The following is a 24,628-nucleotide window of genomic DNA, read 5'->3' as shown; positions in this document are numbered from 1 at the left end:
GTCAGGCGCTCCTGTCAGGCGGGGGGCAGGGCATGCGCGTCCTGCGCAGACCAGCCGAGGGTGGCGGCCTCCCCGGGCGCGACCGGGGCGGCGTGGAAGCTGGCATCGGGCAGCAGCGCCTCGGCCGTCTGCCCGTCCGCCGCGCGGAGCACGACGCGCACCGCGCTGCCCTGGTACTCGACGGCGGTGACCTGTCCGGCGAGGTTGAGCCCGGCGCGGTCAGGCCCGGCGCGGTCAGGCCCGGCGAGGTCAGGCCCGGCGGCGGCCGGGGCGAGGCGCGTGCGGTCCGTGCGGATGGCGAAGCGGCCCTGCGGCAGCTCCAGCACGTTGTGGCCGCCGATGAAGCGGGCGACGAAGGCGCTGGCCGGGCGCTCGAAGATCTCGCGCGGCGGCGCGGCCTGGGCAATGCGGCCATGATCCATCACCACGGCGAGGTCGGAGAGCGCCATGGCCTCCTCCTGCCCGTGCGTGACATGGATGAAGGTGATGCCGAGCTCGCGCTGCAGCCGCTTCAGCTCCTCGCGCATCTGGCCGCGCAGGAAGGGGTCGAGGGCGGAGAGCGGTTCGTCGAGCAGCAGCACCTTGGGGCGGGTGATCAGGGCGCGGGCCAGGGCGACGCGCTGCTGCTGGCCGCCGGAGAGCTGCGCGGGCAGACGGTCCGCCATCGTCTCGAGCTGCACCAGGCGGAGGAACTCCCGCGCCCGCGTCAGGCGCTCCGCCTTGCCCACCCCGCGCATGCGCGGCCCGAAGGCGATGTTCTCGAGCGCCGAGAGGTGCGGGAACAGGGCGTAGCTCTGGAACATCATCGCCGTGCCGCGCTCGGCCGGCTTCAGGTCCGTGACGTTGCGCCCGGCCAGGAGGATGTCTCCCGCGCTGATGCTCTCATGGCCGGCAATCATCCGCAGGGTGCTGGTCTTGCCGCAGCCGGAGGGGCCGAGCAGGCAGCAGTAGCTGCCGCCAGGGATCAGGAGGGAGAGGCCGTCCACCGCGACGGTGGCGCCATAACGCTTGGTGACGCCGATCAGCTCCACATCCGGCCGCAAGCCCGTCCTCCTCCTGCCATCCGCCGCCCCCATGCAAGCGCCGCACCAGGGAGGCGCCCGCCGGCGCGCCGGCGATCGGCACCACGGGCGGAAGGGCGGATTGCCCAGGATGAAGGCAGATGCTCCCGCCACCGGCCGGGGCTCTGCCGGCCTCCTGGGCACCTCCTTCATTCTGAGGATGCGAGGAGGACTTGTGTCTTTTAATCTGGAAGGGCAGGACAAAGGACCTTCATGCCGGACCCCACCTCCACGATCTGCGGGACCTGCCCGTCCCTGGCGGACATGGCCTGTTTGGCGCCGACGCTGAATGCGGTGGTGGACGCGGCCTGGCATCCCGGCTGGGCGCCTGCCGCCCTGGTGCGCCTGGTCCAGTTCTGCGGAGCGCTGCGCGAGGGGACCGATCCCGAGAAATGGGCGATGCTTCGGCACAGCCTGCGGCAGCATCCCGTGCGCCGCCTGGTGATGGAGGACCCGCTGGCCCGGCTGGCGCTGGAGCATCCTGGCGACACGGCCGGCCATCCCCTCCTGCGTGACCTGCTGCTGGGCCTGGGCGAAGGGCCGCGGATGCTGGAGCAGGCCTCGCGGGCCGGGCGGGATCTTTTCGCGGTCTCCTCGCAGATCGGCCTGCCCGCCGGGTTGAGGGGCCAGGCCGCCTTCCTGGCCAGCGTGGTCGAGGGGGTGCTGGAGCGGCAGCCGGGGGCGGAGATCCTCACGCTCGGCGCGGGCCATCTGCGCGAGGCCGCCCTGGTGCGGCAGCGCGGCGCCATCGGCCGCTGGGTGGCGCAGGCCACGGAGCAGGACGTCCTGACGCGGATGCGGGACAGCCTGCCGTCTGGTCTGCCGGTGCGGAGCCTGCGCTGCAGCCTCGGCGGCTTCGTGCGCCGGCCCTACATGCGCGGCTGCTTCGACCTCATCCTGCTGCCCCTGCTGCCGGATGCGCTGGATGCCAACGGGCTGCGGAACCTGGCCGATGCCGCCTTCGCGGCGCTCAAGCCCGGCGGGATGCTGCTGATCGGCAGTCCCGCCGGGCCGGCGCCGGAAGCGGCCTGGATGGAGGCCTTCCTGCACTGGCGCCCGACCTGGCGCACAACGCAGGACCTGCTGGCGGCTTTCGCGGTGCTGCCGCCGGCCCAGCTCACGACCTGCCGCGCCTTCAGCAGTCCGGAGGGCCGGCTGGTCTATGCGATGGCGGAGCGCCGGCGGCGCTGAGGCTCAGCGCCCTTCGCGCGCCGCCAGGGCGGCGATCTGCCGCCGCATGGCGTCGAGCAGGGCGGAGACCTGCCCGCCATTGCGGCTGATCACCGCCGAGTACTCGCTGCGCTGGGTCAGGCGGAGCGAGGTGCCCTCGGCGATCACGTCCACCACGCGCGGCTGGCCGCCGACCTCGCTGACCCGCCAGTCGAGGCTGAAGGGGGCGCTGTTGGGCCGCTCGATGACGGTGTTCACCAGCGCGTCATCCTCCGTGCGCTGCTGGCTGCGGCCCAGGCTGAAGCGCACCCCCTGATACTCGCCGAAGCGCGCCGAGAGGTTGCGGATCAGGGTCTCCTCGAAGAGCCGCATGTATTCCTGCTGCTCGGCAGGCGTGGCCACGCGCCACCACCGGCCGAGCACGAAGCGGCCCACGCCCTCGACATCCACGGCGCGGCGCAGGATCGCGGCCACCTGCTGGCGCCGCGTGGCGATGTCCTGCTGCGCGTTGATCGCGCTCACGAGATCCCGGCCGGTGGTCTCGATGAAGCTGCCGGCGCGCCCGATATCGACCTGCGCGCGGGCGGCGCCGGCGGCCAGGAACTGCGCGGTGAAGGGAAGGGCCAGCGCGCTGGCCAGGAGAAGGCGGCGGTTCATCCGGTTCGATCTCATTCCTTGCCGAGCGGAGCGGGGGAGGGGCGCGTGTCCAGCGCCCCGCCGATGCCGAAGCCGGTGGCCCGGGCCTCCGGCGCGGTGCCGCCTCCGTTGCGGATCTCGTAATTGCGGCCCTGGCGGTAGGCGCTGCGGATGGTGCTGTAGGGGTCGAGGCTGGTCGCCCTGACGTCCGCGATGGTGTCCAGCAGCCCCTCACGCGTATCCAGGATGGTCAGCCCGGTCTGCACCCAACCCAGTGTCTCCGCCGTGTTGTCCCCATTGGCCACCACCCAGGTGATCGGGTTGGCGGCGATGTCGACTCCAAACCCCACAAGGTCGCGCGGGTTGCTGGGGCCGAGCACGGGGATGAACAGATAGGGGCCTTCGCCCAGGCCCCAGACGGCGAGGGTCTGACCGAAATCCTCGCCATGGCCGGGCAGGCCGACCTCCTTCGCCACGTCGAACAACCCGCCGATGCCGAAGCTGCTGTTCATCAGGAAGCGGGCCAGGGTGGTGGCGCTGCGCTCCACGCTGCCCTGCAGCACGTCGTTCATGAAGATCACCGGGCTGCGCAGGTTGGTCAGCACATTGCGCACGCCGCCCCGCACCGGCTGCGGCAGGACGAAGCGGTAGACCCGCGCCGCGGGCTCCAGCACGACGGTATCGATGCCCTCGTGCACCGCGTACATGCCGCGGTTGAAGGGCTCCAGCGGGTCGTTGTTCTGCTCGAACTCCGCCAGCGCCTCGGGATCGCTGGCCGGCGGCCGCGTGGCGCAGGCGGACAGGGCGAGCAGGCCGAGCAGCAGGAGAAGCGGGCGGCGGACGGGCATGGTGGGCAGGGTTCCTGACGGCGCGCGGCACGGCGCTGGCTACGGGTACATACATCCGCGGATGGATGTATGGAACAGGCTATGGCCAAGTCTCAGTGAACAACGTTCCGCGACGGCGAGGGATAGCATTCTTCCTGACCACGGGATTCAATTTCTCCCGGACGTTCCATTTCCCCTGGACGTTCAAATCTTCCTGGTTCTGCGGTAGAGAGGAGGCATGAGCCATCTCCCCGACCACGCCAATGTTGCCCCTGCCGCCGCGGATCTCTCCGCCGGCGCGAGTCCCGGGACCCTGCAACGCTGGCTGACGGGACCCCGGGTCGCCGGCCTGCCCCTGCCGACCGAGCTGCCGCCGCCGGCGCTCTCCTTCGAGTTCTTCCCGCCGCGCACCGAGAGCCTGGAGCAGCAGCTCTGGGCCTGCGTGCGGCGGCTCGAGCCGCTGGCGCCGCGCTTCGTCTCCGTCACCTACGGCGCGGGCGGCACCACGCAGGAGCGCACCCATGCCACGGTGGCGCGGCTCGTGCGGGAGACCTCGCTGACCCCCGCGGCGCACCTGACCTGCGTCGGTGCCAGCCGGGCCGAGGTGGACGAGGTGGCGCACCGCTACTGGGCGGCGGGCGTGCGCCATATCGTCGCCCTGCGCGGCGACGCGCCGGCCGGGCAGGAGAGCTACGTGCCGCACCCGCAGGGCTATGCCTATGCCGCCGACCTGGTGGCCGGGCTACGGCGCGCGGGCGATTTCGAGATCTCGGTCGCCGCCTATCCCGAGACGCATCCCTCCGCCCGGTCGGCGCAGGAGGACCTCGACAACCTCAAGCGCAAGATCGATGCCGGGGCGACCCGCGCCATCACCCAGTACTTCTTCGACACCGAGGTCTATCTGCGCTTCCTCGACCGGGCGCATGCCGCCGGCATCACCGTGCCGATCGTGCCGGGCATCCTGCCGGTCTCCAACTTCACCCAGGTGGCCAAGTTCTCGGCCATGTGCGGCGCCAGCGTGCCGGCCTGGATGGGCCGCCTGTTCGAGGGGCTGGACGATGATCCCGAGACCCGCCGCATGGTGGCGGCCGCCCTCGCCGCCGAGCAGGTGCGGCTGCTGCAGGCCAACGGGGTGGACGAGTTCCACTTCTACACCCTGAACCGCGCCGACCTGACCTATGCCATCGCCCATATCCTGGGCGCCCGGCCGATGCGGCAGGCGCCGGCCGACCCGGCCTAGGCCGGCCGCGCCGGGCTCTCCGGCGCCAGCCGGCGATAGACCGGGCGCAGCAGGAAGGGGCTGAGGAAGAGCGGGAACTGGCAGAGCGCGCAGAAGATCAGGATGCGCGCATCCGCCGTCGCCGGCAGCACCGCGAGGTAGAGCGCCATGTTGCGGTTGCCGGAGAGCAGCCCGGCCGACAGGCCGAGCCGCCATCCGGCCGGGCGGAAGGCCAGGGCGGTCAGGGCGTTCAGTCCGAAGCAGGTGGCGAAGGCCAGCAGCAGCCCGCCCAGCATCATCGCCGGCGCCTGCAGCATCCGCCCCAGCATGCCGTCCATCACCCCGAAGCCGTAGACCACCACCAGCAGCACCGAGGCGCCATCCACCGCCCGGCCCCAGCGGGCCAGCCGCGCCGGCCCGGCCAGGGCGCGGATGGCGAGCGAGACCAGCAGCGGCAGCCCCACCACCAGCAGCAGGCGGGCCGTCAGCCCGCCGACCGTCAGCGCCAGGTCGATGCCGAGCAGGCCGAGCGCCAGCGGCGGCGCGGTGAAGGGCAGCAGCAGGGTGGAGAGCAGGGCCACCACCAGCGCGATCTCGCCATCCAGCCCGACCAGGCGGGCGAAGGCGGGGGAGGAGGTCGCGGCGCAGCCGGTCGCCATCACCACCATGCCGGCGCCGAATCCCGCCTCCAGCCCGGCCGTCCGCACCACCGCGTAGGTGACCAGCGGGCAGGCCAGGAGCAGCCAGGCCAGCAGGGCGGCGACCAGCAGCGGGCGGCGCAGATAGGCCAGCACCTGCGCCGGATCGACCCGCAGCAGCACCAGCGTCATCAGCACCACGACCGAGGGGGTGAGCAGCGGCCGCGCGGCGCTGGCGAGGGGCGGCAGGAAGAGGCCCGCGAAGATGGCCAGGGCGAGCAGCGGCCCCCCCTGGCGCGCGGACCATTCCAGGGCACGAATCAGGCTGGCGATGGAAAGCGCTCCGGCTGCGGGCGGCCGGTGGTTGGCCGCGTTCGCTCCCCGTTCTATATCCAGGGCGTGCCCAGGCCAATCCCGCTTCCCCTCCGCCGCATTCTCCCGGTCCTGCTGACCCTTCCGCTCCTCGGCACGCCCGCCCAGGCGGCCTGTTCCGACGCGGCGGCGCCGGGGGTGGACTGGCGCCGCTGCCTGCAGGACGGCAAGGACCTGCGCGGCGCCGATCTCAGCGGGGCCGTGCTGCGCGACGCCAGCTTCGCCCGCGGCCGCCTGCAGGATGCCGTGCTGGACCGGGCGGAGGCGCCCGATGCCCGCTTCACCTCGGCCGAGATGAGCGGGGCGAGCCTGGCCGGGGCGGTGCTGCGCGGCGCCGACTTCACCCGCGCCGACCTGAGCCGCGCCGTCCTGCGCCAGGCCGACCTGCGCGGCGCCCGCTTCTTCCGCGCCGATCTCAGCGAGGCCGACCTGACCGGCGCCATCATCGCCGGCGCCGATCTCTCCACCGCCCGACTCGGCGGCGCCCTCTGGGTCGACGGGGAGACCCGTTGCGCCGCGGCCTCCGTGGGGTCCTGCCAGCGATGAGCGACGCCGGTTACCTGAGCCGCCTCAACCCCGAGCAGCGCGCCGCCGTCGAGACGGTGGATGGGCCGCTGCTGGTGCTCGCCGGCGCCGGCACCGGCAAGACCCGGGTGCTGACCACCCGCTTCGCGCATATCCTGATGACCCGCCGTGCCTTCCCCAACCAGGTGCTGGCCGTCACCTTCACCAACAAGGCGGCGCGGGAGATGCGCGAGCGTGTCGCCGCCATGCTGGGCCAGCCGGCCGAGGGCCTCTGGCTCGGCACCTTCCATGCCCTCTGCGCGCGCATGCTGCGCCGCCATGCCGGGCTGGTCGGGCTGGAGAGCAGCTTCACCATCCTCGACACCGACGACCAGATGCGCCTGCTCAAGCAGGTGATGGAGGCGGCCGGCATCGACCTCAAGCGCTGGCCGGCGCAGGGGATGATGGCCATCATCCAGCGCTGGAAGGATCGCGGGCTGATGCCGGCGCGCATCACCGCCGCCGAGGACACCGACTATGCCGGCGGCCGCGGCCGCGGCCTCTATGCCGCCTACCAGGAGCGGCTGCGCCAGCTCAACGCCTGCGACTTCGGCGACCTGCTGCTGCACGTCACGGAGATCCTGCGCACCCAGCCGGACGTGCTGGCCGACTACCACCGCCGCTTCCGCTACATCCTGGTCGACGAGTACCAGGATACCAATACGGTGCAGTACCTGTGGCTGCGGCTGCTGGCGCAGCGGGAGAACCCGGCCGAGCGCAACATCTGCTGCGTCGGCGACGACGACCAGTCGATCTATTCCTGGCGCGGCGCCGAGATCGAGAACATCCTCCGCTTCGAGAAGGATTTCCCCGGCGCCACCATCGTGCGCCTGGAATCCAACTACCGCTCCACCGCGCCGATCCTGGCCGCCGCCGCCGGGCTGATCGCCCGGAACAGCGGCCGCCTCGGCAAGACCCTGCGCCCGGGCCGCGACGATGCGGCGGGGGAGAAGGTGCGCGTCGTCTCGCTCTGGGATTCGGAGGAGGAGGCGCGGATGGTGGGCTCCCGCATCGAGGCGGCGCGGCGGGGCGGCCACGACCTCTCCGAGATCGCCATCCTGGTCCGCGCCGGCTTCCAGACCCGCGCCTTCGAGGAGCGGCTGATCACCCTCGGCATCCCCTACCGCGTCGTCGGCGGGCAGAAGTTCTATGAGCGCGCCGAGATCCGCGACGCCATGGCCTATCTGCGGGTGCTGAGCCAGCCGGCCGACGACCTCGCCTTCGAGCGCATCGTCAACACGCCCAAGCGCGGCCTGGGCGACACGGCGCTGCGCGCCATGCATGACCTGGCCCGGGCGGAGGGGCGGCCCCTGGTGGTCGCCGCCTGGCGGCTGATCGAGACCGGGGCGCTGCGGCCCAAGCCGCGCCAGGCGCTGCGCGAGCTGCTGGAGGGCTTCGCCCGCTGGCGCGAGATGCTGCCGCGCGAGGGCCATGTGGTGGTCGCCGCCACCCTGCTCGACGAGAGCGGCTACACGGAGATGTGGAAGCAGGACAAGTCGCCGGAGGCGCCGGGGCGGCTCGACAACCTGAAGGAGCTGCTGCGCGCGCTCGGCGAGTTCGAGAGCCTGGCCGGCTTCCTGGAGCATGTCGCGCTCGTGATGGAGAATGACGAGCAGTCGGAGGATGGCCGGGTCAACCTGATGACCCTGCATGCCGCCAAGGGGCTGGAGTTCGACAGCGTCTTCCTGCCGGGCTGGGAGGAGGGGCTGTTCCCGCACCAGCGCGCGCTGGACGAGGGCGGCGACAAGGGGCTCGAGGAGGAGCGGCGCCTCGCCTATGTCGGCATCACCCGCGCCCGGCGGCACTGCGTCATCAGCCATGCCGCCAACCGGCGCATCTACGCCAACTGGACCAGCGCCATCCCGAGCCGCTTCCTCGACGAGCTGCCGCCCGACCAGATCGAGCAGGAGGGGGCCGCCGGCGGCGCCCGCGCCCGCATGGCCGCGCAGCCCTCGGCCTTCTCCGGCCAGTTTCCGCTGGTGGCGCGGCGCCCCCGCGTCATCGAGGCCGGCGCCTGGGAGGTGGCGGAGCGCCCGGCGCGCGCGGCGGCCATTCCGGCCGGGCAGCGGGTCTTCCACCAGAAATTCGGCTATGGCCGCGTGGTGGCGGCCGAGGACAACAAGCTCGATGTCGAGTTCGACAAGGCCGGCCGCAAGCGCGTGCTCGATACCTTCGTGGAAAAGGCCTGACCGTGAACCGTCACCCTCCGACGCTCGAGACCCTGACCCTGGACGGCCTGCCGGAGGAGGCGGTGCCGGCCTTCGAGGCGGCCCTGCAGACGGTCTGCCCCAGCGTCGGCTACTTCAAGGACGACGCCACCGACACCTGGCGGCTCGAGGCGGTGCGCGAGACGGGATCGGGGGATGACGAGCTGCTGCCGGCCCTGGTCCTGGCCGCGGCGCTCTCCGGCATCGAGCCGCCCGAACTGCAGCGCGCCCCGGTCGAGGCGGAGGGCTGGCTGGCGCGCACGCTGCAATCCTTCCCCGAGCAGGAGATCGGCGCCCGGGTGCTGATCCGGCCGACGCACCTGCCCAACCCGCCGACCTATGGCCGCATCGTGCTGCGGCTCGACGCCGGTCTGGCCTTCGGCTCCGGCGAGCACGGCTCGACGCGCGGCTGCCTGATCGGCTTCGAGCGCATGGCCCACCGTCGGCCGCGCCGCATCCTCGATCTCGGCACCGGCTCGGGCATCCTGGCCATGGCGGCGGCGAAGCGGCTGCGGCGGCCGGTGCTGGCCACCGATATCGAGCCCTGGAGCGTGCGGATCACCGAGGAGAACGCGCGGATGAACGGGCTGCGCAACCGGGTCCGCTCCCGCCTGGCCGATGGCTGGCGCCACCGGGCGGTGCGCGCCGGGCGGTATGACCTCGTCTTCGCCAACATCCTCGCCCGCCCGCTCTGCGCCATGGCGAAGAGCCTGTCGGACCATCTGGCGCCCGGCGGCACGGCGATCCTGGCCGGCCTGCTGGGCACGCAGGTGCGGATGGTGCTGGCGGCGCACCGCCGCGCCGGGATGGTGCTGGAGCGCCGCATCGACCAGGGCGCCTGGTCGGCCCTGGTGCTGCGCCGGCGCTGAATGCGAAACCGCCCCGCATCTGGGGGGATGCGGGGCGGCCTGGCTCGATCCGGCGGGGGGAGGGGGGAGGAACCGGATCGTTGGTCTCTGCCCTGTCTAACGAAGGTCCGGCGGCGTGGTTGCGGGCCGGCTCCGGTTTTTCAGGACATATTCTCCGCTCAGGCGGCCAGGCGGTCCTGCGCCTGGGTGTTGGAATTGGCCGCCGGGCGGACGGTCATGGCGGGGGCCATCGCCGCCACCGGGGCCTCGCCGCGGCTCACAGCCTCGCCGCGCAGCACGCGGGGGATATCGGCGCGGGTCAGGCCGATATCGGCCAGCTCACGGTCGGTGAGGCTGGTCAGCTCGTCATGGGCGCGGCGGCGGGCCGGATAGTCGGCCACGGCGCGGAAGGCGGCGACCACGGCGTTGCGGATCCAGCTGCCGACCGCCTCGTCGCGCTTCTTCATGGCGGCGAGGGCAATGGCCTGGGCCTCGTTCAGCTTCATGGCGGGAAGCAGGGCGTCGGCGTCGAGCTGCGGCTTGGAGATGCGGGCGTTCATTGTCTAGCGTTCCGTCTCTTGCGCGGGGGCGGTCCGCGGGACCGGCTCCTGCCGTCAACCGCCCGCTCCAACTGCGTGGCCATGATGTAATATTGTGCGGGCGCGAAGAGGAGTGCTGGTGCTGAAGCTGAGATATGCGATTCGCGCATCGATACGTGAGGAAACATGTTCTTAACGGGATGCTCATCAAAGTGAAACAAGCTGATCGCCTGGCCGCCCTCCGCGCCGAGCTCGACCGCCTCGGGGTAGACGGTTTCCTGATCCCGCGCGGCGACGAATATCTGGGGGAATACGTGCCGCCCAGCGGCGAGCGGCTGGCCTGGATCAGCGGCTTCACCGGCAGCGCCGGGCTCGCGGTGGTGCTGCCGGATCGCGCGCTGCTCTTCACCGACGGGCGCTACACCACCCAGGCCCGGGCGCAGACCGATCCGTCGTGCTGGACTCTGCTGCACATCACCGAGCAGCCACCTCATGAATACCTGTCCAGCCATGCGCCTGACGCAAGGCTGGGTTATGATCCCTGGCTGCATCCGCAGGCGGCGGTGGAGCGTCTCGCCGCCGCCGGCCTCACCCTGGTGCCGCTGGCGGTCAATCCGCTGGACGCCATCTGGCGCGACCGCCCCGCGCCGCCGCGCGCCCCGGCGGTGCCGCAGCCGGCCGAGTATGCCGGGCAGGACGCGGCCTCGAAGCGGGCGGCGGCGGCCGAGCGGCTGCGCGAGGCGGGCGAGGATGCCGTGATCCTGGCCGACCCGCATTCGGTCGCCTGGCTGCTCAACATCCGCGGCGGCGACCTGGAGCACACCCCGCTGGCCCTGGGCTTCGCCCTGCTGCGCGCCGATGGCAGCGTCGACCTGTTCATGGAGCCGGCCAAGCTCGGCGAGCCGGTGCGCGCGCATCTCGGCAATGCCGTGACCTGCCTGCCGCCCGCCGCCCTGCCCGCGACGCTGGCCGGCATGGCCGGGCAGGTGGTGCGGATCGACCCCGACATCACCCCCGCCTGGTTCGCCGCCAGCCTGCGGGACGCCGGCGCCACGTTGCGGACGGGCGAGGATCCGGTGCGCCTGCCCCGCGCGCGCAAGAACCCGGTGGAGCAGCGGGGCAGCCGCGCGGCGCATCATCGCGACGCCCTGGCGCTCGCCCGCTTCCTGCACTGGTTCTCGCTGCGGGTGCCGCAGGGTGGGGAGACGGAGATGAGCGCCGCCGCCCGGCTCCTGGCCTTCCGCCGCGACCTGCCGCTGTTCCGCGCCGAGAGCTTTCCGGCCATTTCCGGCGCGGGCGAGAACGGCGCCATCGTGCATTACCGCGCGACCGAGGCGACCAACCGGCCGATCCACGCCAATGAGGCCTATCTGATCGACAGCGGCGGCCAGTTCACCGACGGCACCACGGATGTCACCCGCACCCTCTGGACCGGCCCTGGCACCCCGCCCGCCGATCTGGTCGAGCGCTACACGCGCGTGCTGAAGGGGCATATCGCCCTGGCGAGGCTGCGCTTCCCGCAGGGCGTCGGCGGCGCGCATATCGACGCCGTGGCGCGCGCCCCCCTCTGGGCGGCGGGGCTCGACTTCGACCACGGCACCGGCCATGGCATCGGCAGCTTCCTCTCGGTGCATGAGGGGCCGGTCAGCATCAGCCGGGCGGCGAAGCCGGTGCCGATCGAGGCCGGGATGATCCTTTCCGACGAGCCGGGCTTTTATCTGCCGGGCGCCTATGGCATCCGCATCGAGAACCTGCTGCTGGTCCGGCCCGCGCCGGAGTTGCCGGGGCAGGTGAAGCCCTTCCTGGAGTTCGAGACCCTGACCCTCGCCCCCTATGAGCGCCGGCTGATCGATCCTGCCCTGCTGACGCCCGGGGAGCGGGCCTGGGTCGATGCCTATCATGCCCGCGTGCTGGCCGAGCTCGGCGGCGAGCTGGAGGCCCCTGTGGCGGAATGGCTGTCTTGGGCCTGCGCCACGCTCTGAAGGCCCGGCTGCGCCGCTTCCGCCGCCCCACCATCCCCGCCGCGCCGCCGGTGCGGCCGCTGGATCTGGCGGGGCGGCGGGTGCTGCTGGTCTATGGCCTGCTGGGGGAGGGCGCGGCGCGGCTGGCCCCCCTCGGCATGGACTACATGGGCACGCAGCTGCGCTGGCTGCTGGCGCAGGGCGCGGTGGCGCAGGTGGTCAAGCTGCCGACCACGGCGCCCATCGCCCCCAACGCCGCCCTGCTGGCCGAGGCGATCCTGGCCTCGCCCGCGCCCTGCCTGATCGTGGCGCACAGCAAGGGGGGGCTGGAGGCGCTGGCGGCGCTGCTCGATCCCGCCGTCGCGGCCCGCTGCACCGGGCTGCTGGCGCTGCAGTCGCCCTTCTTCGGGTCGCCGGTGGCCGATGCCCTGCTGGCCCGGCCGCGGCTGCACCGCAGCCTGGCGGCGCTGGTGCGGGCGCTGCGCATGGGCGGCGGCGCCGGCCTGCCCGATCTCTCCACCACCGGCCGCGCGGCCTGGATGCGCGAGCACGCGGCGCGGGTGGCCGAGATCACCGCCGCCATGCCGGTGCTCTGCGTCGCCGCCCGGCTCTCCGCCGGGATCAGCGGGCCGGACCGGCGCTACCTGCCCATGGTGCGCTGGATGGAGCGGCAGGGGGCGGGGCCGAATGACGGGCTGGTCTCCGTCGCCTCCGCCCTGCTGCCAGGCGCCATGCACCGCGTGGTGACCGGCGGCCACCGCGTCTCGGTCTCGCAGGGCAAGGGGCGCGACCCCATCGGCATCCTGCGCCAGGGGCTCGGCCTGCTGCTCAGCCGGCGGATGGCGTCTCCGCTGCGTCCGGATGGGCCATCGCCCGCCACTCCGCCTCCGTCAGCGTCCTGACGCCGAGCTCCGCGGCCTTCTTCGCCTTCGAGCCGGCATCGGCGCCGATGATGACGAAATCGGTCTTCTTCGAGACGCTCTTCGTCACCTTGGCGCCGAGCCGCTCGGCCACCGCCTCCGCCTCGTCGCGCGAGGTGCGCTCCAGCGTGCCGGTGAAGACCACGACCTTGCCCGCGAAGAGGCTGTCGCCGCCGCCGAGGCTCTCCGCCGGGGCGGGCGAGACCTCGCGGAGCAGGTCGTCCAGCGCGGCCATGTTGCGCGGCTCCTTGAAGAACTCGGCGAGCTCGCTGGCGATGGCGGGGCCGACGCCCTGGATCGAGCCCAGCTCCTCCCGCGCCTCGGAGCCGATGACGGTCGCCTCCCGCATCCGGGCGCGCCAGTGAGCGACGTCGTGGTAGTGCCGCGCCAGCAGCTTGGCGTTCTGCGCGCCGATGCGGCGGATGCCGAGGGCGAAGATGAAGCGCTCCAGGGCCGGGCGGCGTCGCTCCTCGATGGCGGCCAGCAGATTGGCCAGCTTCTTCGAATCCCGCTTCGACGCCTTGCCCCAGCCCTCCCATTGCCGGATCGTCGCGGCATGGTCCTTCAGGCGGAAGATGTCGGCCGGGCTCCTCACCAGCCCCGCCTCGTGCAGGGCGATGATGTTCTCCTCGCCCAGCCCCTCGATGTCGAGCGCGGTGCGGCCGACGAAGTGCTTCAGCCGCTCCACCGTCTGCGCCGGGCAGACCAGGCCGCCGGTGCAGCGGCGCACCACCTCGCCCTCCGGCCGCACGGCATGGCTGCCGCAGGCGGGGCAATGCGTCAGCGGCTGCCAGGGCACGCTGTCCGCCGGCCGCCTCTCCGGCACGATGCCGACGATCTGCGGGATGACGTCCCCGGCGCGCTGCAGGATGACGGTGTCGCCCACCCGCACATCCTTGCGCGCGATCTCGTCCTCGTTGTGCAGCGTCGCGTGCTGCACCATGACGCCGCCGACATTGACCGGCTGCATCACCGCGCGCGGCGTCAGCGCCCCGGTGCGGCCGACCTGGATCTGGATCTCCAGCAGCACCGTCTCGGCCCGCTCGGCGGGGAACTTCCAGGCGATGGCCCAGCGCGGCGTGCGGCCGACGAAGCCGAGCCGGCTCTGCCAGTCCAGCCGGTCCAGCTTGTAGACGACGCCGTCGATGTCGTAGTCCAGCCCGGCGCGGCCCTCGGCCATGCGGGCCTGGAAGGCTTCCGCCGCCCGCTCGTCCGGCAGCAGCGCCGAGAGCGGGTTCACGCGGAAGCCCCAGCGCGTCAGCGCCCGCAGATAATCCCAGTGCGTCTCCGCCACCGGGCTGCTGGAAGCGCCCTGGGCATAGGCGAAGAGCTTCAGCGGCCGCCGCGCCGTCACCTCCGGGTCGAGCTGCCGCAGCGAGCCGGCGGCGGCATTGCGCGGATTGGCGGGGATGCGGATCTCGGGCCCCACCTTCTCGCCCCGCTCGCGGCGCTGCTCCCGCTCCTCGGCCAGCCGCGCCTGCTCCTCGCGGAAGGCCAGGAAGTCGGCCTTGGTCATGAAGACCTCGCCGCGGATCTCGATCTGCTCCGGCGCCCCGGGGCCCAGGCTGCGGGGCAGCTCGGCCTCGGGCAGGGTCAGCAGGTTGCGGGTGATGTCCTCGCCCAGCGTGCCGTCGCCGCGCGTCGCGCCCCGCGTCAGCACCCCCTTCTCATAGGTCAGGTTGACCGAGAGCCCGTCGATCTTGGGCTCGCCCACGAAGCGCAGCACCTCGGCCTCGTCGAGCCGCAGGAAGCGGCGGACGGTCCTGGCGAACTCGGTGAAGTCGCCGGCGCCGAAGGCATTGTCCAGGCTCAGCATCGGCGTGCCGTGGCGGGCCTTGGCGAAGCCCGCGGCCGGGGCCGCCCCCGGCGCCGCCTCGCTCGGGCTGTCGGCGCGCTTCAGCGCCGGGAAGCGCGCCTCGATGGCGGCGTTGCGGCGGCGCAGCGCATCGTATTCGGCGTCCGTGATCTCGGGCGCGTCGTTCTGGTGGTAGGCGATGTCGGCGGCGGCGATCTCGGCGGCCAGCGCGGCCAGATCGGCGGCGGCCTGGGCCTCGGTGAGATCCTCGACGGCGATGGCGCGGGGCGACGGGGTCATGCTGCCCTGCTAACCCAGCCCGGCCCCGGCGGGAAGCCGGCGGGCGCGCCGAGGCCTCCGGCGCCCTTGCCGTCCGTCAGGCCGGCCCGCCCAGCAGCGAATCCGCCGCCGCCCGCGCCGCCTCCGTCACCGTCTCGCCGGCCAGCATCCGCGCCAGCTCCTCGCGCCGGGCGGCGACGTCCAGCGGTTCCACCCGCGTCTCGGCGCGGTCGGCGCGCACGCCCTTGGACACCCGCCAGTGCTGGTCGCCGCGCGCCGCCACCTGCGGGCTGTGCGTCACCACCAGCACCTGCAGCCGCTCGGCCACGCGGGCGAGGCGCTCGCCCACCGCCGCCGCCGTGGCGCCGCCGATGCCGCTGTCCACCTCGTCGAAGACCAGGGTCGGCACCGGCGAGCCGCGGGCCAGCACCACCTTCAACGCCAGCATCAGCCGCGACAGCTCGCCGCCCGAGGCGATCTTCTCCAGCTGGCCCGGCTTCTGGCCCGGATTGGTGGTGACCAGGAAGGTGACGCGATCCTGCCCGTCGGCAGCCCAGGCGCGCTCCTCGCGCGGGGCCAGCTCGATATGCAGCCGGGCGCGGTCGAGCTTCAGCGGCGCCAGCTCCTGCGCCACGGCCTTCTCCAGCCGCCGGGCGGCGGCGGCGCGCGCGGCGGACAGCGCGCCGGCGGCCTCGGCATAGGCGGCGCGGGCGGCGCCGGCGGCGGCCTCCAGCGCGGCGGCGCGCTCCGCCCCGGCATCCAGCGCGGCCAGCCGGGTGCTGAGGTCCTGCAACAGGCCGGGCAGCTCCACCACGGCCACGGCATGCTTGCGCGCGGCGGCGCGCAGCGCGAAGAGCCGCTCCTCCACCTGCTCGAGCCGGCGCGGATCGGGGCCGAGATCGGCGCCCAGCCGCTCCAGCAGGGCCTCCGCCTCGGCCAGCGCGTCCTGCGCCTGGCCGATGGCCGCCAGCACCGGCGCCGCCTCCTCGTTGGGCGGCGGCAGGCGCTCCAGGGCGCGCGCGGCGTTGCGCAGCGCCGCGGCCGGGCCGGTGCCGCCGCGCCGGTCGCGCGGCTGCAACTCCGAGAGGGCGGAGGAGACCGCCTCGGCCCGGCGCTCGCCCTGCTGCATGGCCTGGCGCTCATCGGCCAGGGCATCCTCCTCGCCCTCGACCGGGGCCAGGCCCGACAGCTCCTCCACGGCGTGGCGCAGCCATTCCTCGTCGCGCTGCGCCTGGGCGATGGCCTCGCGCGCCTCGGCCAGCACCCGCTCGGCGCCGCGCCAGGCGCGCCAGGCGGTGCCGACCGCCTCGCGCCGGCCCTCCAGCCCGCCGAAGGCATCGAGCAGGCCGGCATGGGTGGCCGGATCGGCGAGGCCCACCTGATCGTGCTGGCCCTGCACCTCGACCAGCAGGGCGCCGAGCCGGCGCAGCAGGCCGACGCCGACCGGCTCGTCGTTGACGAAGGCGCGGGAGCGGCCATCGGCCTGCACCACGCGGCGCAGCACCAGATCCTCCTCCGCCTCGATGCCCTGCTCGGCGAGCAGGAGCTGGGCCGGGTGCTCGGCGGCGAGATGGAAGCAGGCGGCGACGGAGGCGTGCGGCTGGCCGGCGCGCACCATGCCGGCCTCGGCGCGCTGGCCCAGGGCGAGGCCCAGGCTGTCGAGCAGGATGGACTTGCCGGCGCCGGTCTCGCCGGTCAGCACGGTCAGGCCGGCACCGAGCGACAGGTCGAGTCGCTCGATCAGCACCACATCACGGATGGCGAGGGAGGTCAGCATGGGCCGCCCCGGCAACGCGGCTCAGAAGACAGAGTTCCAGGCGCGGCTCAGCAGGCCCGGACGCTCGGCATCCGCCGCGGGGGCGCCTTCCACCAGGAGGGCGTAGGAATCCTGGTACCAGCGGCTGCCGGGGTAGTTGTGGCCGAGCACGCTGGCGGTCTTGCGCGCCTCGTCGGTCAGGCCGAGGGAGAGGTAGATCTCGGTCAGCCGGTGCAGCGCCTCGGGCACGTGGTTGGTGGTCTGGAACTCGTCCACCACGCGGCGGAAGCGGCCGATGGCCGCGGCATAGAGCCCGCGCGACTGGTAGAAGCGGCCGATGTTCATCTCGCGCCCGGCCAGATGGTCACGCGCCAGATCCATCTTGAGCCGCGCGTCGCGGGCATAGGCGGTGTCGGGGAAGCGGTTCACCACCTCCTGCAACTGGGCCAGGGCGGTCTCGGTGGTCTGCTGGTCGCGCTGCGCGTCGACGATCTGTTCGTAGTAGCAGAGCGAGCGCAGGTAGTAGGCATAGGCGATGTCGCGATGCGCGGGGTGGAGCTGGATGAAGCGGTCCAGCGCGCCGATCGCCTCGGTGTAGCGGTTGCGCATGTAGTCGGAATAGGCCGACATCAGCCGCGCGCTGGTGGACCAGGTGGAATAGGGGTGTTCCCGCTCCACCGCGTCGAAGAATTCCTGGGCCTGCTGGTAGCGCTCCTGCCGCAGCGCGTCGATGCCGGCGGCATAGAGGGCCTCCGGCGTTTCCGCGGCGAGATTGGCACGGGCCTGCAGCGAGGAGCTGCGGCCGTCCCAGGAGCTGCACCCGACCGCGAGGAGCGGCGTGGCCAGCAGGAGAGAGAGGCGGAGTGTCCGGTTCAGGCGGCTGCGCATGGCGCTCGCTCCATACCACGCCTGCCCGATGAAGGCGATGGGGGGCAGGTCGGTGGCCGCCCTCAGGCCGCCACCGGCTCCGCGTAGGACGGCGCCAGGGCGCCATCCTGCTGCCAGCGCCAGGCCTGCTCGTCGGCGAAGAGGGCGCGCAGCAGGCGGTTGTTCAGCGCATGGCCGGAGCGGCTGCCGGAGAAGCGGCCGGACAGCGGCGCGCCCGCCAGGGCCAGATCGCCCACCACGTCCAGCAGCTTGTGCCGCACGCATTCATCGGCATGGCGCAGGCCGCCCGGGTTCAGCACCAGCGGCCCGTCCACCACCACGGCATTGGCGAGGCTGCCGCCCTGGGCCAGGCCGGCGGCCCGCAGGCGGGCGACATCCTCGGCCAGGGTGAAGGTGCGGGCATCGGCCAGAAGCTGGCGGAAGCTCGACTCGGTCACGCGCAGGGAGAGGCTCTGGCGGCCGATGGCGGTGGAGGGAAAGTCGATCTCGAGGGCGGCCTCGAAACCGGGGGTGGCGGAGGGCTCGAGCATGGCCCAGGCGGCGCCGGGGCCCTCGCCCTCCTGCACGCGGATGGTCTTGAGCACCTCGATGCCATGGCGGGGCATCAGGCTGGTCACGGTGCCGGCGCAGTCGATCAGGAAGACGAAGGGCGCGGCGGAACCGTCGAGGATCGGCACCTCCGGCCCGTCCACCTCGATCACGGCATCGTCGATGCCGCAGGCGGAGAGGGCGGCCATGACATGCTCGATGGTGCCGATGCGCGCATGCGGCTGGCCGGGCAGGGCGATGGCGGTGCAGAGGCGGGTGTCGAAGACGAGGTCGTAGCGCGCCGGGATCTCGAGGCCGAGATCGGTGCGGCGGAAGACGATGCCTTCGCCGGCCGCGGCCGGGTGCAGCGTCATCGAGGCGCGACGTCCGGAGTGCAGGCCAATGCCGACGCAGCCGATGGACGCCTTGAGCGTCCTGCGCCGTCCCATGCCTGCCACGAAGAATCCGTCCATCACTGCCTCTGGGTCACTCGGTCGATACAAGGGTCACGAAGGGGTCACTGGTCACGTCGGGCAGGCCCGAGAAGCTGCCTGCCTGAGTGTCTAGATGGCACCGGGACGCGTCACGGGCGAATAAACCCTTGTTTCCGTATATTTCTGTCGAGGTTAAGCAGGGAAGCTTCTGTTTCTAATAGGTTTTTGCGATGCAAAAAGAGCCCCGCATCCAGGATGCGAGGCCCTCTTGTTACGTCAGGAACGGTCAGGCTGGCGCCTGTCCGTCGCGCCGGCGTCAGTTGCTCTGGCGACGAAGGAAGGTCGGGATGTCGAGGCCCATCTCCTCGGCCGGCTGGGCGGCGCGCGGTGCGGCAGGCTGCGGCGCCTGCGGCTGGGGCGCCATCGGCTGCGGGGCGACCGGGCGGGGCGCCGGCGGCACTTCGGCATCCCCAACCAGGTTGCGGCGCATCAGCCCGGTGGCCTTGCGGAAGAGATTGAAGCCGCCACCCGCCGGCGGAGCCGAGACCGGCGTCGGCGCCATGCGCGGCTGCATCGCGCGGCCCTGCTCCGGCTGACCCACGGCGGCCGGCATCTCCTCGGGCGAGGGGGCCTCGACCGGCACCGCCGGGGCCTCATAGGCCGTCGGCTGCGGCGCCACGGCGGGGGTCACGGTCGCCGGTGTCGCCATGCCGGCCGGGCGGCGCGGTGCGCCGAAGGTGGGCGCGGCCTGCAGCGGCGCGCCGGGCGGGCCGACGCGGACCGGCGCGGCCGCCTGCGGCATGGCCGGGCGCGGCGCGGTCGGCGCCCCGATCACGCCGCGCGAGACCGGCGGCACCGTGGCGGTGCCGACCGCGGCGACCGGCGCGCCGCCGCCGATGGCGACGACCTTCACCGGCTTCTCCGCCGCAACGTCCTTCACCGCATCAATGCCGGTGGCGACGACGGAGACCCGCAGGCGTCCGTTCATCTCCTCGTCGACGGAGGAGCCGAAGATGATGTTCGCTTCCTCGTCCACCTCGCGGCGGATGCGGTTCGCGGCCTCGTCGACCTCGAACAGCGTCATGTCGTAGCCGCCGGTGATGTTGATCAGCACGCCGCGCGCGCCGAGCATCGAGGTGTCCTCGAGCAGCGGGTTGCTGATGGCGGCCTCGGCGGCCTTCACCGCCCGGTCCTCGCCCTCGGCCTCGCCGGTGCCCATCATCGCCTTGCCCATCTCCGCCATGACGGTGCGGATATCGGCGAAATCGAGATTCACCAGGCCGGGATTGACCATCAGGTCGGTGACGCCGCGCACGCCCATGTGCAGCACGTCGTCGGCCATCTTGAAGGCCTCGGCGAAGGTCGTGCGCTCATTCGCCTTGCGGAAGAGATTCTGGTTCGGGATGACGATCAGCGTGTCGACGTAGGTCTGCAGTTCGTCGAGCCCCGCCTCCGCCGCGCGCCGCCGCTTCGGTCCCTCGAAGTCGAAGGGCCGGGTCACGACGCCGACCGTCAGGATGCCACGCTCGCGCGCCATGCGCGCGATGACCGGCGCCGCGCCGGTGCCCGTGCCGCCGCCCATGCCGGCGGTGATGAAGACCATGTGCATGCCTTCGAGATGGCGCGCCAGATCCTCCGTTGCCTCTTCCGCGGCCGCGCGGCCGATCTCCGGCTTGGCACCGGCGCCCAGGCCCTGCGTCAGGTGCGGGCCGAGCTGCACGCGGCGCTCGGCGCGGCTGTTCACCAGCGCCTGCGCGTCCGTGTTGGCCACGAGGAACTCGACGCCGTCGAGACCCATCGCGATCATGTTGTTCACGGCGTTGCAGCCGGCACCGCCGACACCGACGACGGTGATGCGCGGACTGAAGTCCGTGTGCTGCTGGCGCGGGATCGTCAGGTTCAGCGTCATTGCAGCGAATCTCCTCGGGTAGCGGGCGTGTGGCGTGACGGATGAAGCGAATCGTGACCGCGTACAGATTGCATCAGACGCGCTCGCGAAGCCAGTTGACGAGACGAATAAATCGACCGTTTCCACGCTCGGGACCGGGGTCGATATCCAGGAGCGGACGGCCCTCTCCGGTGCCCCATGCGACTAGTCCCAAAGTTGTGGCAAAGTCGGGTCCTTGCGCGGATTCTGGAACGCCGCGCATCGGTTGCGGCCGCCCGATGCGCACCGGGCGATCCAGGATTCTCGCCGCCATCTCGCGCACGCCGACCAGCTGACTCGCGCCGCCGGTGAGAACGACGCGCGAACCGGCGTCGCGGCCGAGCGCGGCGGCGTCGAGACGGTCGCGCACCAGCTCCAGCGTCTCCTCGATTCGCGGGCGGATGATGCTGCCGAGCTGGCTGCGCGGGATCTGCACCAGATGATCCTCGTCCTCGCCGACGCGCGAGACGCCGATCATCGCCTTGGCGTCGTCGGCGCTGTCGAGCGCGCTGCCCTCCAGGATCTTGATGCGCTCGGCATGCGCGATGGGCGTCGCCAGACCGCGGGCGATGTCGTTGGTCACCTGCCAGCCACCGACCGGGATCTGCGCGGTGTGCAGCAGATGACCCTCGCCATAGACGGCGAGGCTGGTGGTGCCGCCGCCCATGTCCACCACGGTCGCGCCCAGCTGACGCTCATCCTCCACCAGGACAGAGAGAGCGGATGCGAAGGGCGCCGAAACAAGCTCCTCCACCTCCAGGTCGCAACCGGCGAGGCAGACGCCGAGATTGCGCAGCGAGGCGGAGGCCGCGTCGACAAGGTGCAATTGCGCGGCCAGCGTCTCGCACACCATGCCGCGCGGATCCTCGACGCCGGGCGTGGCGTCGATGGTGAAGCCGAGTGTGGTGGCGTGCACCGTCTCGCGCCCCTCATCGGCGGCGCGGCGGCGGCCCTCGCCCAACACGGCGCGCAGATCCGCCTCGGTCACGGCGCGGCCGCCGATCGGCCATTGAATGCTCATCAGCCGCGAACTCGGCTGGCCGCAGGAGAGGTTGACGATGGCGCCGGACAGCTTGATCTCCGCCGCCTCCTCGGCCTGGGCGACCGCGGCGCGGATGCAGAGCTCGGCTTCCTGCAGATCGACGATGTTGCCGCCCTTGATGCCGCGCGCGCGCTGCCATCCGCAGCCCAGGACGCGGGCATGGCCGTCGCCTTCGACGCGGGCGATCAGGCAGACGATCTTGCTGCTGCCGATATCGATCACGCCATAGGGGCCGCCGCGCGCGCGGCGCCGCTTGGGCGGCGGGGCGGGCGGCTCGCCCGGGCCGATGATGCGGGCCATCCGGCTCATCCGCGTCCGCTCCTTCGCCCCTTGGGCGGTTCGGCGATCGGTTCGGGCTGCGGGTTCTGCCGCACGACGAGCCGGTCGGGCAGGCGCATGTCGATGGCGACCAGCGGCCGGTCCATCAGCGCGCTGCTCCGCTGCAACTCGCCGAGGCGGTGGATCGCGGCGGCCTCGTGGGATTCCGGCAGCAGCACGTCGGTGCCGTTGTGCAGCCTGAGGTTCCAGCGCCGCTCGCTGACCAGCACCAGCGCCTGGGTGCGGCGGCGCACCTCGGGCTCGGTGGAGAGCGCGTCGTAGAGCGCCGCGCCGCGGTGGTGCGCGCCCTCGCCGACCAGCAGCGGCAGCGGGCCGAAGGCATCCAGCGTGTCTGCCGAGACCACGCGGCCGTCACGGTCGACCACGGCGAACTCGCCCTGGTGCTGCCAGATCGCGAAGGGCCGGCGCTCATGGATCTCGATGACGATGCTGCCGTTGAGCAGGCGCTGCACCTCGGCGCTCTCGATCCAGGCGATGCTCTCCAGCCGGGCCTTGGCCTGCTCGGGCGAGAAGCCCAGCAGCGGATCGCCGACGCGCGTGCCGATGGCGGCGCGGATCAGCTCGCGCGGCGTGTTCTGCTGGCCGCGCACGATGATCTCGCCCACCACCATGCCGGCCCCGCCGGTGGCCTCGGCCAGGTTCTCGGACAGCCAGGAGAAGCGCCCGGCGGGGTCCAGGGCCGAGACCAGCACGGCCCCGCCGCCCAGCAGCCCGAGGCCGAGCGCGACGTAGAACGCCGGCCGCAGCATCGGCCGGCGGCGGCGCAGCCAGAGGCGCAGGCCGCTCGGCCGGCGCGACGTCGCCTGGGCGCGGCCCTCCGCCGCCAGCCGGGCGCGGTCCTCGGTGCGCAGGCGGGTCGGGCTATGGGCCATGGCGCGCCTCCCGCACCAGCCAGGCGCAGAGCTCGGGGAAGCTGATGCCGCAATGCGCCGCCTGCTCCGGCACCAGGCTGGTCGGCGTCATGCCCGGCTGGGTGTTCACCTCGAGCAGGACCAGCCGGCCGGTGGCATCGTCGTAGCGGAAGTCGGAGCGGCTGATGCCGCGGCAGCCCAGCGCCTCATGGGCGCGGAGCGCGACCGACTTCGCCGCCGTGGCGATGGCGTCCGGCACCTCGGCGGGGATGCGGTGGCGGCTGCCGCCCTCGCCATACTTGGCGTCGTAGTCGTAGAAGACACGGCCGGTGTCGATCTCGGTGACGGCCAGCGCGCGGCCGCCCATGACGGCGACGGTCAGCTCGCGGCCGGGGATGTACTCCTCGACCATGATGGCCGGGCCGAAGCGCCAGCCGCGCGCGATCTCGGCGCGGCGGTTGTCGCCTTCGCGCAGGATGTGCACGCCGACCGAGGAGCCCTCGTTCACCGGCTTCGCGACATAGGGGCGCGGCATCGGATCGGCCGATTCCAGCTCGGCCGGCGTCACCACGCGGTGCTCGGCCAGCGGCAGCCCGTGCGCGGCGAAGACCGCCTTGGACGCCGCCTTGTCCATGGCGACCGACGAGGCGCGCACGCCGGAATGCGTGTAGGGCAGGCCGAGCCAGTCCAGCACCCCCTGCACGCAGCCATCCTCGCCGAAGCGCCCGTGCAGCGCGTTGAACACCGCGTCGGGCCGCGCCGCCTGCAGCGCCGCGATCAGGCCCGGCAGGTCCCGCGTCACCTCGATGGGCGTGACGGCGAAGCCCGCCTCGCGCAGCGCCGCGACCACCTGCGCCCCCGTCGAGAGCGAGACCTCGCGCTCCGCCGAGATGCCGCCGAACAGAACGGCGATGTGGTTCATGCCGAGACCTCCCCGATGCGGCGGATCTCCCAGTCCAGCGCCATGCCGGACCGCGCGGCGACGCGCGCGCGCACCTCTTCGCCGAGATCCTCAAGATCGGCGGCCGTGGCGGCACCGAGGTTGAGCAGGAAATTGCAGTGCTTCTCCGAAACCTGGGCATCGCCCCGCCGCAGCCCGCGGCAGCCGGCGGCGTCGATCAGCGCCCAGGCCTTGTGCCCCTCGGGGTTCTTGAAGGTCGAGCCGCCGGTGCGCGCGCGGACCGGCTGCGCCGCCTCGCGCGCCGCGCGGATCTCGTGCATCCGCGCGGCGATGGCGCCGGCCTCTCCCGGCGCGGCGCGGAACCGGGCGCGGGTGACGATGCCGCCCTCGGGCAGGACGGCCCGGCGATAGGCGAAACCGAGCTCGGCGGCGGTGAGGCGCAGCAGGCCGGAGGGTGTCGCGACCTCGGCCCAGTCCAGCACGTCCTTCACCTCCGCGCCGTAGGCGCCGGCGTTCATCGCCACCGCGCCGCCGATGGTGCCCGGAATGCCGCAAAGGAATTCGAGGCCGGCGAGGCCCGCCGCCGCGGCATGCTCGGCCACGGTCACGTCCAGCGCGGCGGCGCCGGCGACGAGGCCGTCCGCCTCGACGGCGACCTCCGAGAAGCCGCGCGCCAGCTTGACGACGATGCCGCGCACGCCGCCATCGCGCACCAGGAGGTTGGAGGCGGCGCCGATCGCCGTGACCGGGCAATCCCGCAGGCGGTCGCGCAGCAGCAGCAGGAGGTCCTCCGCGTCGGCGGGGCGGACCAGCCATTGCGCCGGGCCGCCGGTGCGGAACCACGTCAGCGGCGCGAGCGGCGGCGCCTCCTGCACGCGGCCGCGCAGCGGCGGCAGGGCGGGGAGGGCGTCCTGCGGCATGGCGCG

The 24,628-nt window shown here is 72.9% G+C and carries 21 protein-coding genes; 7 read left to right on the top strand and 14 right to left on the bottom strand.

The window, feature by feature from the left end:
* Window positions 1-14: 14 nt before the first annotated feature.
* Entirely contained in the window at window positions 15-1,043 is a 1,029-nt protein-coding gene (locus tag ACF3NH_RS01510; RefSeq protein WP_422921610.1) for an ABC transporter ATP-binding protein, read from the bottom strand.
* 231 nt (window positions 1,044-1,274) lie between these two features.
* Here ACF3NH_RS01510 and ACF3NH_RS01505 point away from each other — a divergent pair, with 231 nt between their 5' ends.
* Window positions 1,275-2,252, top strand: a complete 978-nt coding sequence (locus ACF3NH_RS01505; RefSeq protein ID WP_422921609.1) for a hypothetical protein — start codon at window positions 1,275-1,277, stop codon at window positions 2,250-2,252.
* A 3-nt stretch (window positions 2,253-2,255) separates the two neighbouring features.
* Here the strand turns inward: ACF3NH_RS01505 and ACF3NH_RS01500 are convergent, their stop codons facing one another.
* A complete protein-coding gene (locus ACF3NH_RS01500; protein ID WP_232477032.1) occupies window positions 2,256-2,888 on the bottom strand; it encodes an MlaC/ttg2D family ABC transporter substrate-binding protein in 633 nt (210 codons plus the stop codon).
* 11 nt (window positions 2,889-2,899) lie between these two features.
* Window positions 2,900-3,715: an MlaA family lipoprotein gene (locus ACF3NH_RS01495; RefSeq protein WP_422921608.1), complete on the bottom strand. Its 816-nt coding sequence runs from the start codon at window positions 3,713-3,715 to the stop codon at window positions 2,900-2,902.
* Window positions 3,716-3,932: 217 nt separating this feature from the next.
* Between ACF3NH_RS01495 and metF the strand changes: the two genes are divergently transcribed.
* Complete coding sequence (gene metF / locus ACF3NH_RS01490; protein WP_422921607.1) at window positions 3,933-4,934, top strand: methylenetetrahydrofolate reductase; 1,002 nt, start codon at window positions 3,933-3,935, stop codon at window positions 4,932-4,934.
* On the opposite strand, the gene ACF3NH_RS01485 is transcribed toward metF, so the two are convergent.
* A complete protein-coding gene (locus ACF3NH_RS01485) occupies window positions 4,931-5,743 on the bottom strand; it encodes a hypothetical protein (RefSeq protein ID WP_232477033.1) in 813 nt (270 codons plus the stop codon). The genes metF and ACF3NH_RS01485 overlap by 4 nt on opposite strands.
* Before the next feature lie 207 nt (window positions 5,744-5,950).
* On the opposite strand from ACF3NH_RS01485, the gene ACF3NH_RS01480 reads away from it, so the two are divergent.
* The 3 genes from ACF3NH_RS01480 to ACF3NH_RS01470 are packed head-to-tail and all read left to right on the top strand — an operon-like array spanning window position 5,951 to window position 9,563.
* Entirely contained in the window at window positions 5,951-6,469 is a 519-nt protein-coding gene (locus ACF3NH_RS01480) for a pentapeptide repeat-containing protein (protein WP_370591971.1), read from the top strand.
* Window positions 6,466-8,676, top strand: a complete 2,211-nt coding sequence (locus tag ACF3NH_RS01475) for an ATP-dependent helicase (protein ID WP_198366091.1) — start codon at window positions 6,466-6,468, stop codon at window positions 8,674-8,676. The genes ACF3NH_RS01480 and ACF3NH_RS01475 overlap by 4 nt, the downstream gene beginning before the upstream one ends.
* Entirely contained in the window at window positions 8,673-9,563 is an 891-nt protein-coding gene (locus ACF3NH_RS01470) for a 50S ribosomal protein L11 methyltransferase (protein WP_198366198.1), read from the top strand. The genes ACF3NH_RS01475 and ACF3NH_RS01470 overlap by 4 nt, the downstream gene beginning before the upstream one ends.
* A 158-nt stretch (window positions 9,564-9,721) precedes the next feature.
* Here ACF3NH_RS01470 and ACF3NH_RS01465 read toward each other — a convergent pair whose 3' ends face one another.
* Window positions 9,722-10,102: a DUF1127 domain-containing protein gene (locus ACF3NH_RS01465; RefSeq protein ID WP_198366092.1), complete on the bottom strand. Its 381-nt coding sequence runs from the start codon at window positions 10,100-10,102 to the stop codon at window positions 9,722-9,724.
* 191 nt (window positions 10,103-10,293) lie between these two features.
* Between ACF3NH_RS01465 and ACF3NH_RS01460 the strand changes: the two genes are divergently transcribed.
* The gene (locus ACF3NH_RS01460; protein WP_422921606.1) at window positions 10,294-12,063 is read left to right on the top strand and encodes an aminopeptidase P family protein; all 1,770 of its coding nucleotides are present in this window, start codon (window positions 10,294-10,296) and stop codon (window positions 12,061-12,063) included.
* On the top strand, window positions 12,033-12,944 hold the full coding sequence (locus ACF3NH_RS01455) for a hypothetical protein (RefSeq protein ID WP_422921605.1): 912 nt from the start codon (window positions 12,033-12,035) through the stop codon (window positions 12,942-12,944). Before ACF3NH_RS01460 ends, ACF3NH_RS01455 begins: the two co-directional genes overlap by 31 nt.
* Here ACF3NH_RS01455 and ligA read toward each other — a convergent pair.
* The 9 genes from ligA to murB form a co-directional block, all read right to left on the bottom strand.
* Window positions 12,871-15,057, bottom strand: a complete 2,187-nt coding sequence (gene ligA / locus ACF3NH_RS01450) for an NAD-dependent DNA ligase LigA (RefSeq protein ID WP_422921604.1) — start codon at window positions 15,055-15,057, stop codon at window positions 12,871-12,873. The two genes, ACF3NH_RS01455 and ligA, sit on opposite strands and share 74 nt — an antisense overlap.
* 76 nt (window positions 15,058-15,133) lie before the next feature.
* The gene (recN, locus tag ACF3NH_RS01445; RefSeq protein WP_422921603.1) at window positions 15,134-16,813 is read right to left on the bottom strand and encodes a DNA repair protein RecN; all 1,680 of its coding nucleotides are present in this window, start codon (window positions 16,811-16,813) and stop codon (window positions 15,134-15,136) included.
* Between the two features lie 21 nt (window positions 16,814-16,834).
* A complete protein-coding gene (locus tag ACF3NH_RS01440; protein ID WP_198366097.1) occupies window positions 16,835-17,680 on the bottom strand; it encodes an outer membrane protein assembly factor BamD in 846 nt (281 codons plus the stop codon).
* Between the two features lie 62 nt (window positions 17,681-17,742).
* Window positions 17,743-18,681 (bottom strand): UDP-3-O-acyl-N-acetylglucosamine deacetylase, encoded by a 939-nt coding sequence (gene lpxC / locus ACF3NH_RS01435; RefSeq protein ID WP_198366098.1) that lies wholly within the window; start codon window positions 18,679-18,681, stop codon window positions 17,743-17,745.
* A 277-nt stretch (window positions 18,682-18,958) separates the two neighbouring features.
* Window positions 18,959-20,551, bottom strand: coding sequence for a cell division protein FtsZ (ftsZ, locus tag ACF3NH_RS01430; protein WP_198366099.1), 1,593 nt, complete (start codon window positions 20,549-20,551; stop codon window positions 18,959-18,961).
* Between the two features lie 73 nt (window positions 20,552-20,624).
* Window positions 20,625-21,920 (bottom strand): cell division protein FtsA, encoded by a 1,296-nt coding sequence (gene ftsA, locus ACF3NH_RS01425; protein WP_198366100.1) that lies wholly within the window; start codon window positions 21,918-21,920, stop codon window positions 20,625-20,627.
* The gene (locus ACF3NH_RS01420; RefSeq protein ID WP_422921602.1) at window positions 21,917-22,822 is read right to left on the bottom strand and encodes a cell division protein FtsQ/DivIB; all 906 of its coding nucleotides are present in this window, start codon (window positions 22,820-22,822) and stop codon (window positions 21,917-21,919) included. The genes ftsA and ACF3NH_RS01420 overlap by 4 nt, the downstream gene beginning before the upstream one ends.
* Window positions 22,812-23,723: a D-alanine--D-alanine ligase gene (locus ACF3NH_RS01415; RefSeq protein WP_422921601.1), complete on the bottom strand. Its 912-nt coding sequence runs from the start codon at window positions 23,721-23,723 to the stop codon at window positions 22,812-22,814. The genes ACF3NH_RS01420 and ACF3NH_RS01415 overlap by 11 nt, the downstream gene beginning before the upstream one ends.
* Window positions 23,720-24,622: a UDP-N-acetylmuramate dehydrogenase gene (gene murB, locus ACF3NH_RS01410; RefSeq protein WP_422924700.1), complete on the bottom strand. Its 903-nt coding sequence runs from the start codon at window positions 24,620-24,622 to the stop codon at window positions 23,720-23,722. Before murB ends, ACF3NH_RS01415 begins: the two co-directional genes overlap by 4 nt.
* Window positions 24,623-24,628 lie beyond the last annotated feature (6 nt).

This window comes from Pseudoroseomonas sp. WGS1072, assembly GCF_049340465.1.
Classification (GTDB): Bacteria; Pseudomonadota; Alphaproteobacteria; order Acetobacterales; family Acetobacteraceae; genus Pseudoroseomonas.
The sequence above is the reverse complement of the archived record's forward strand: the minus strand, read 5'-3'. Positions and strand labels throughout refer to the sequence as shown.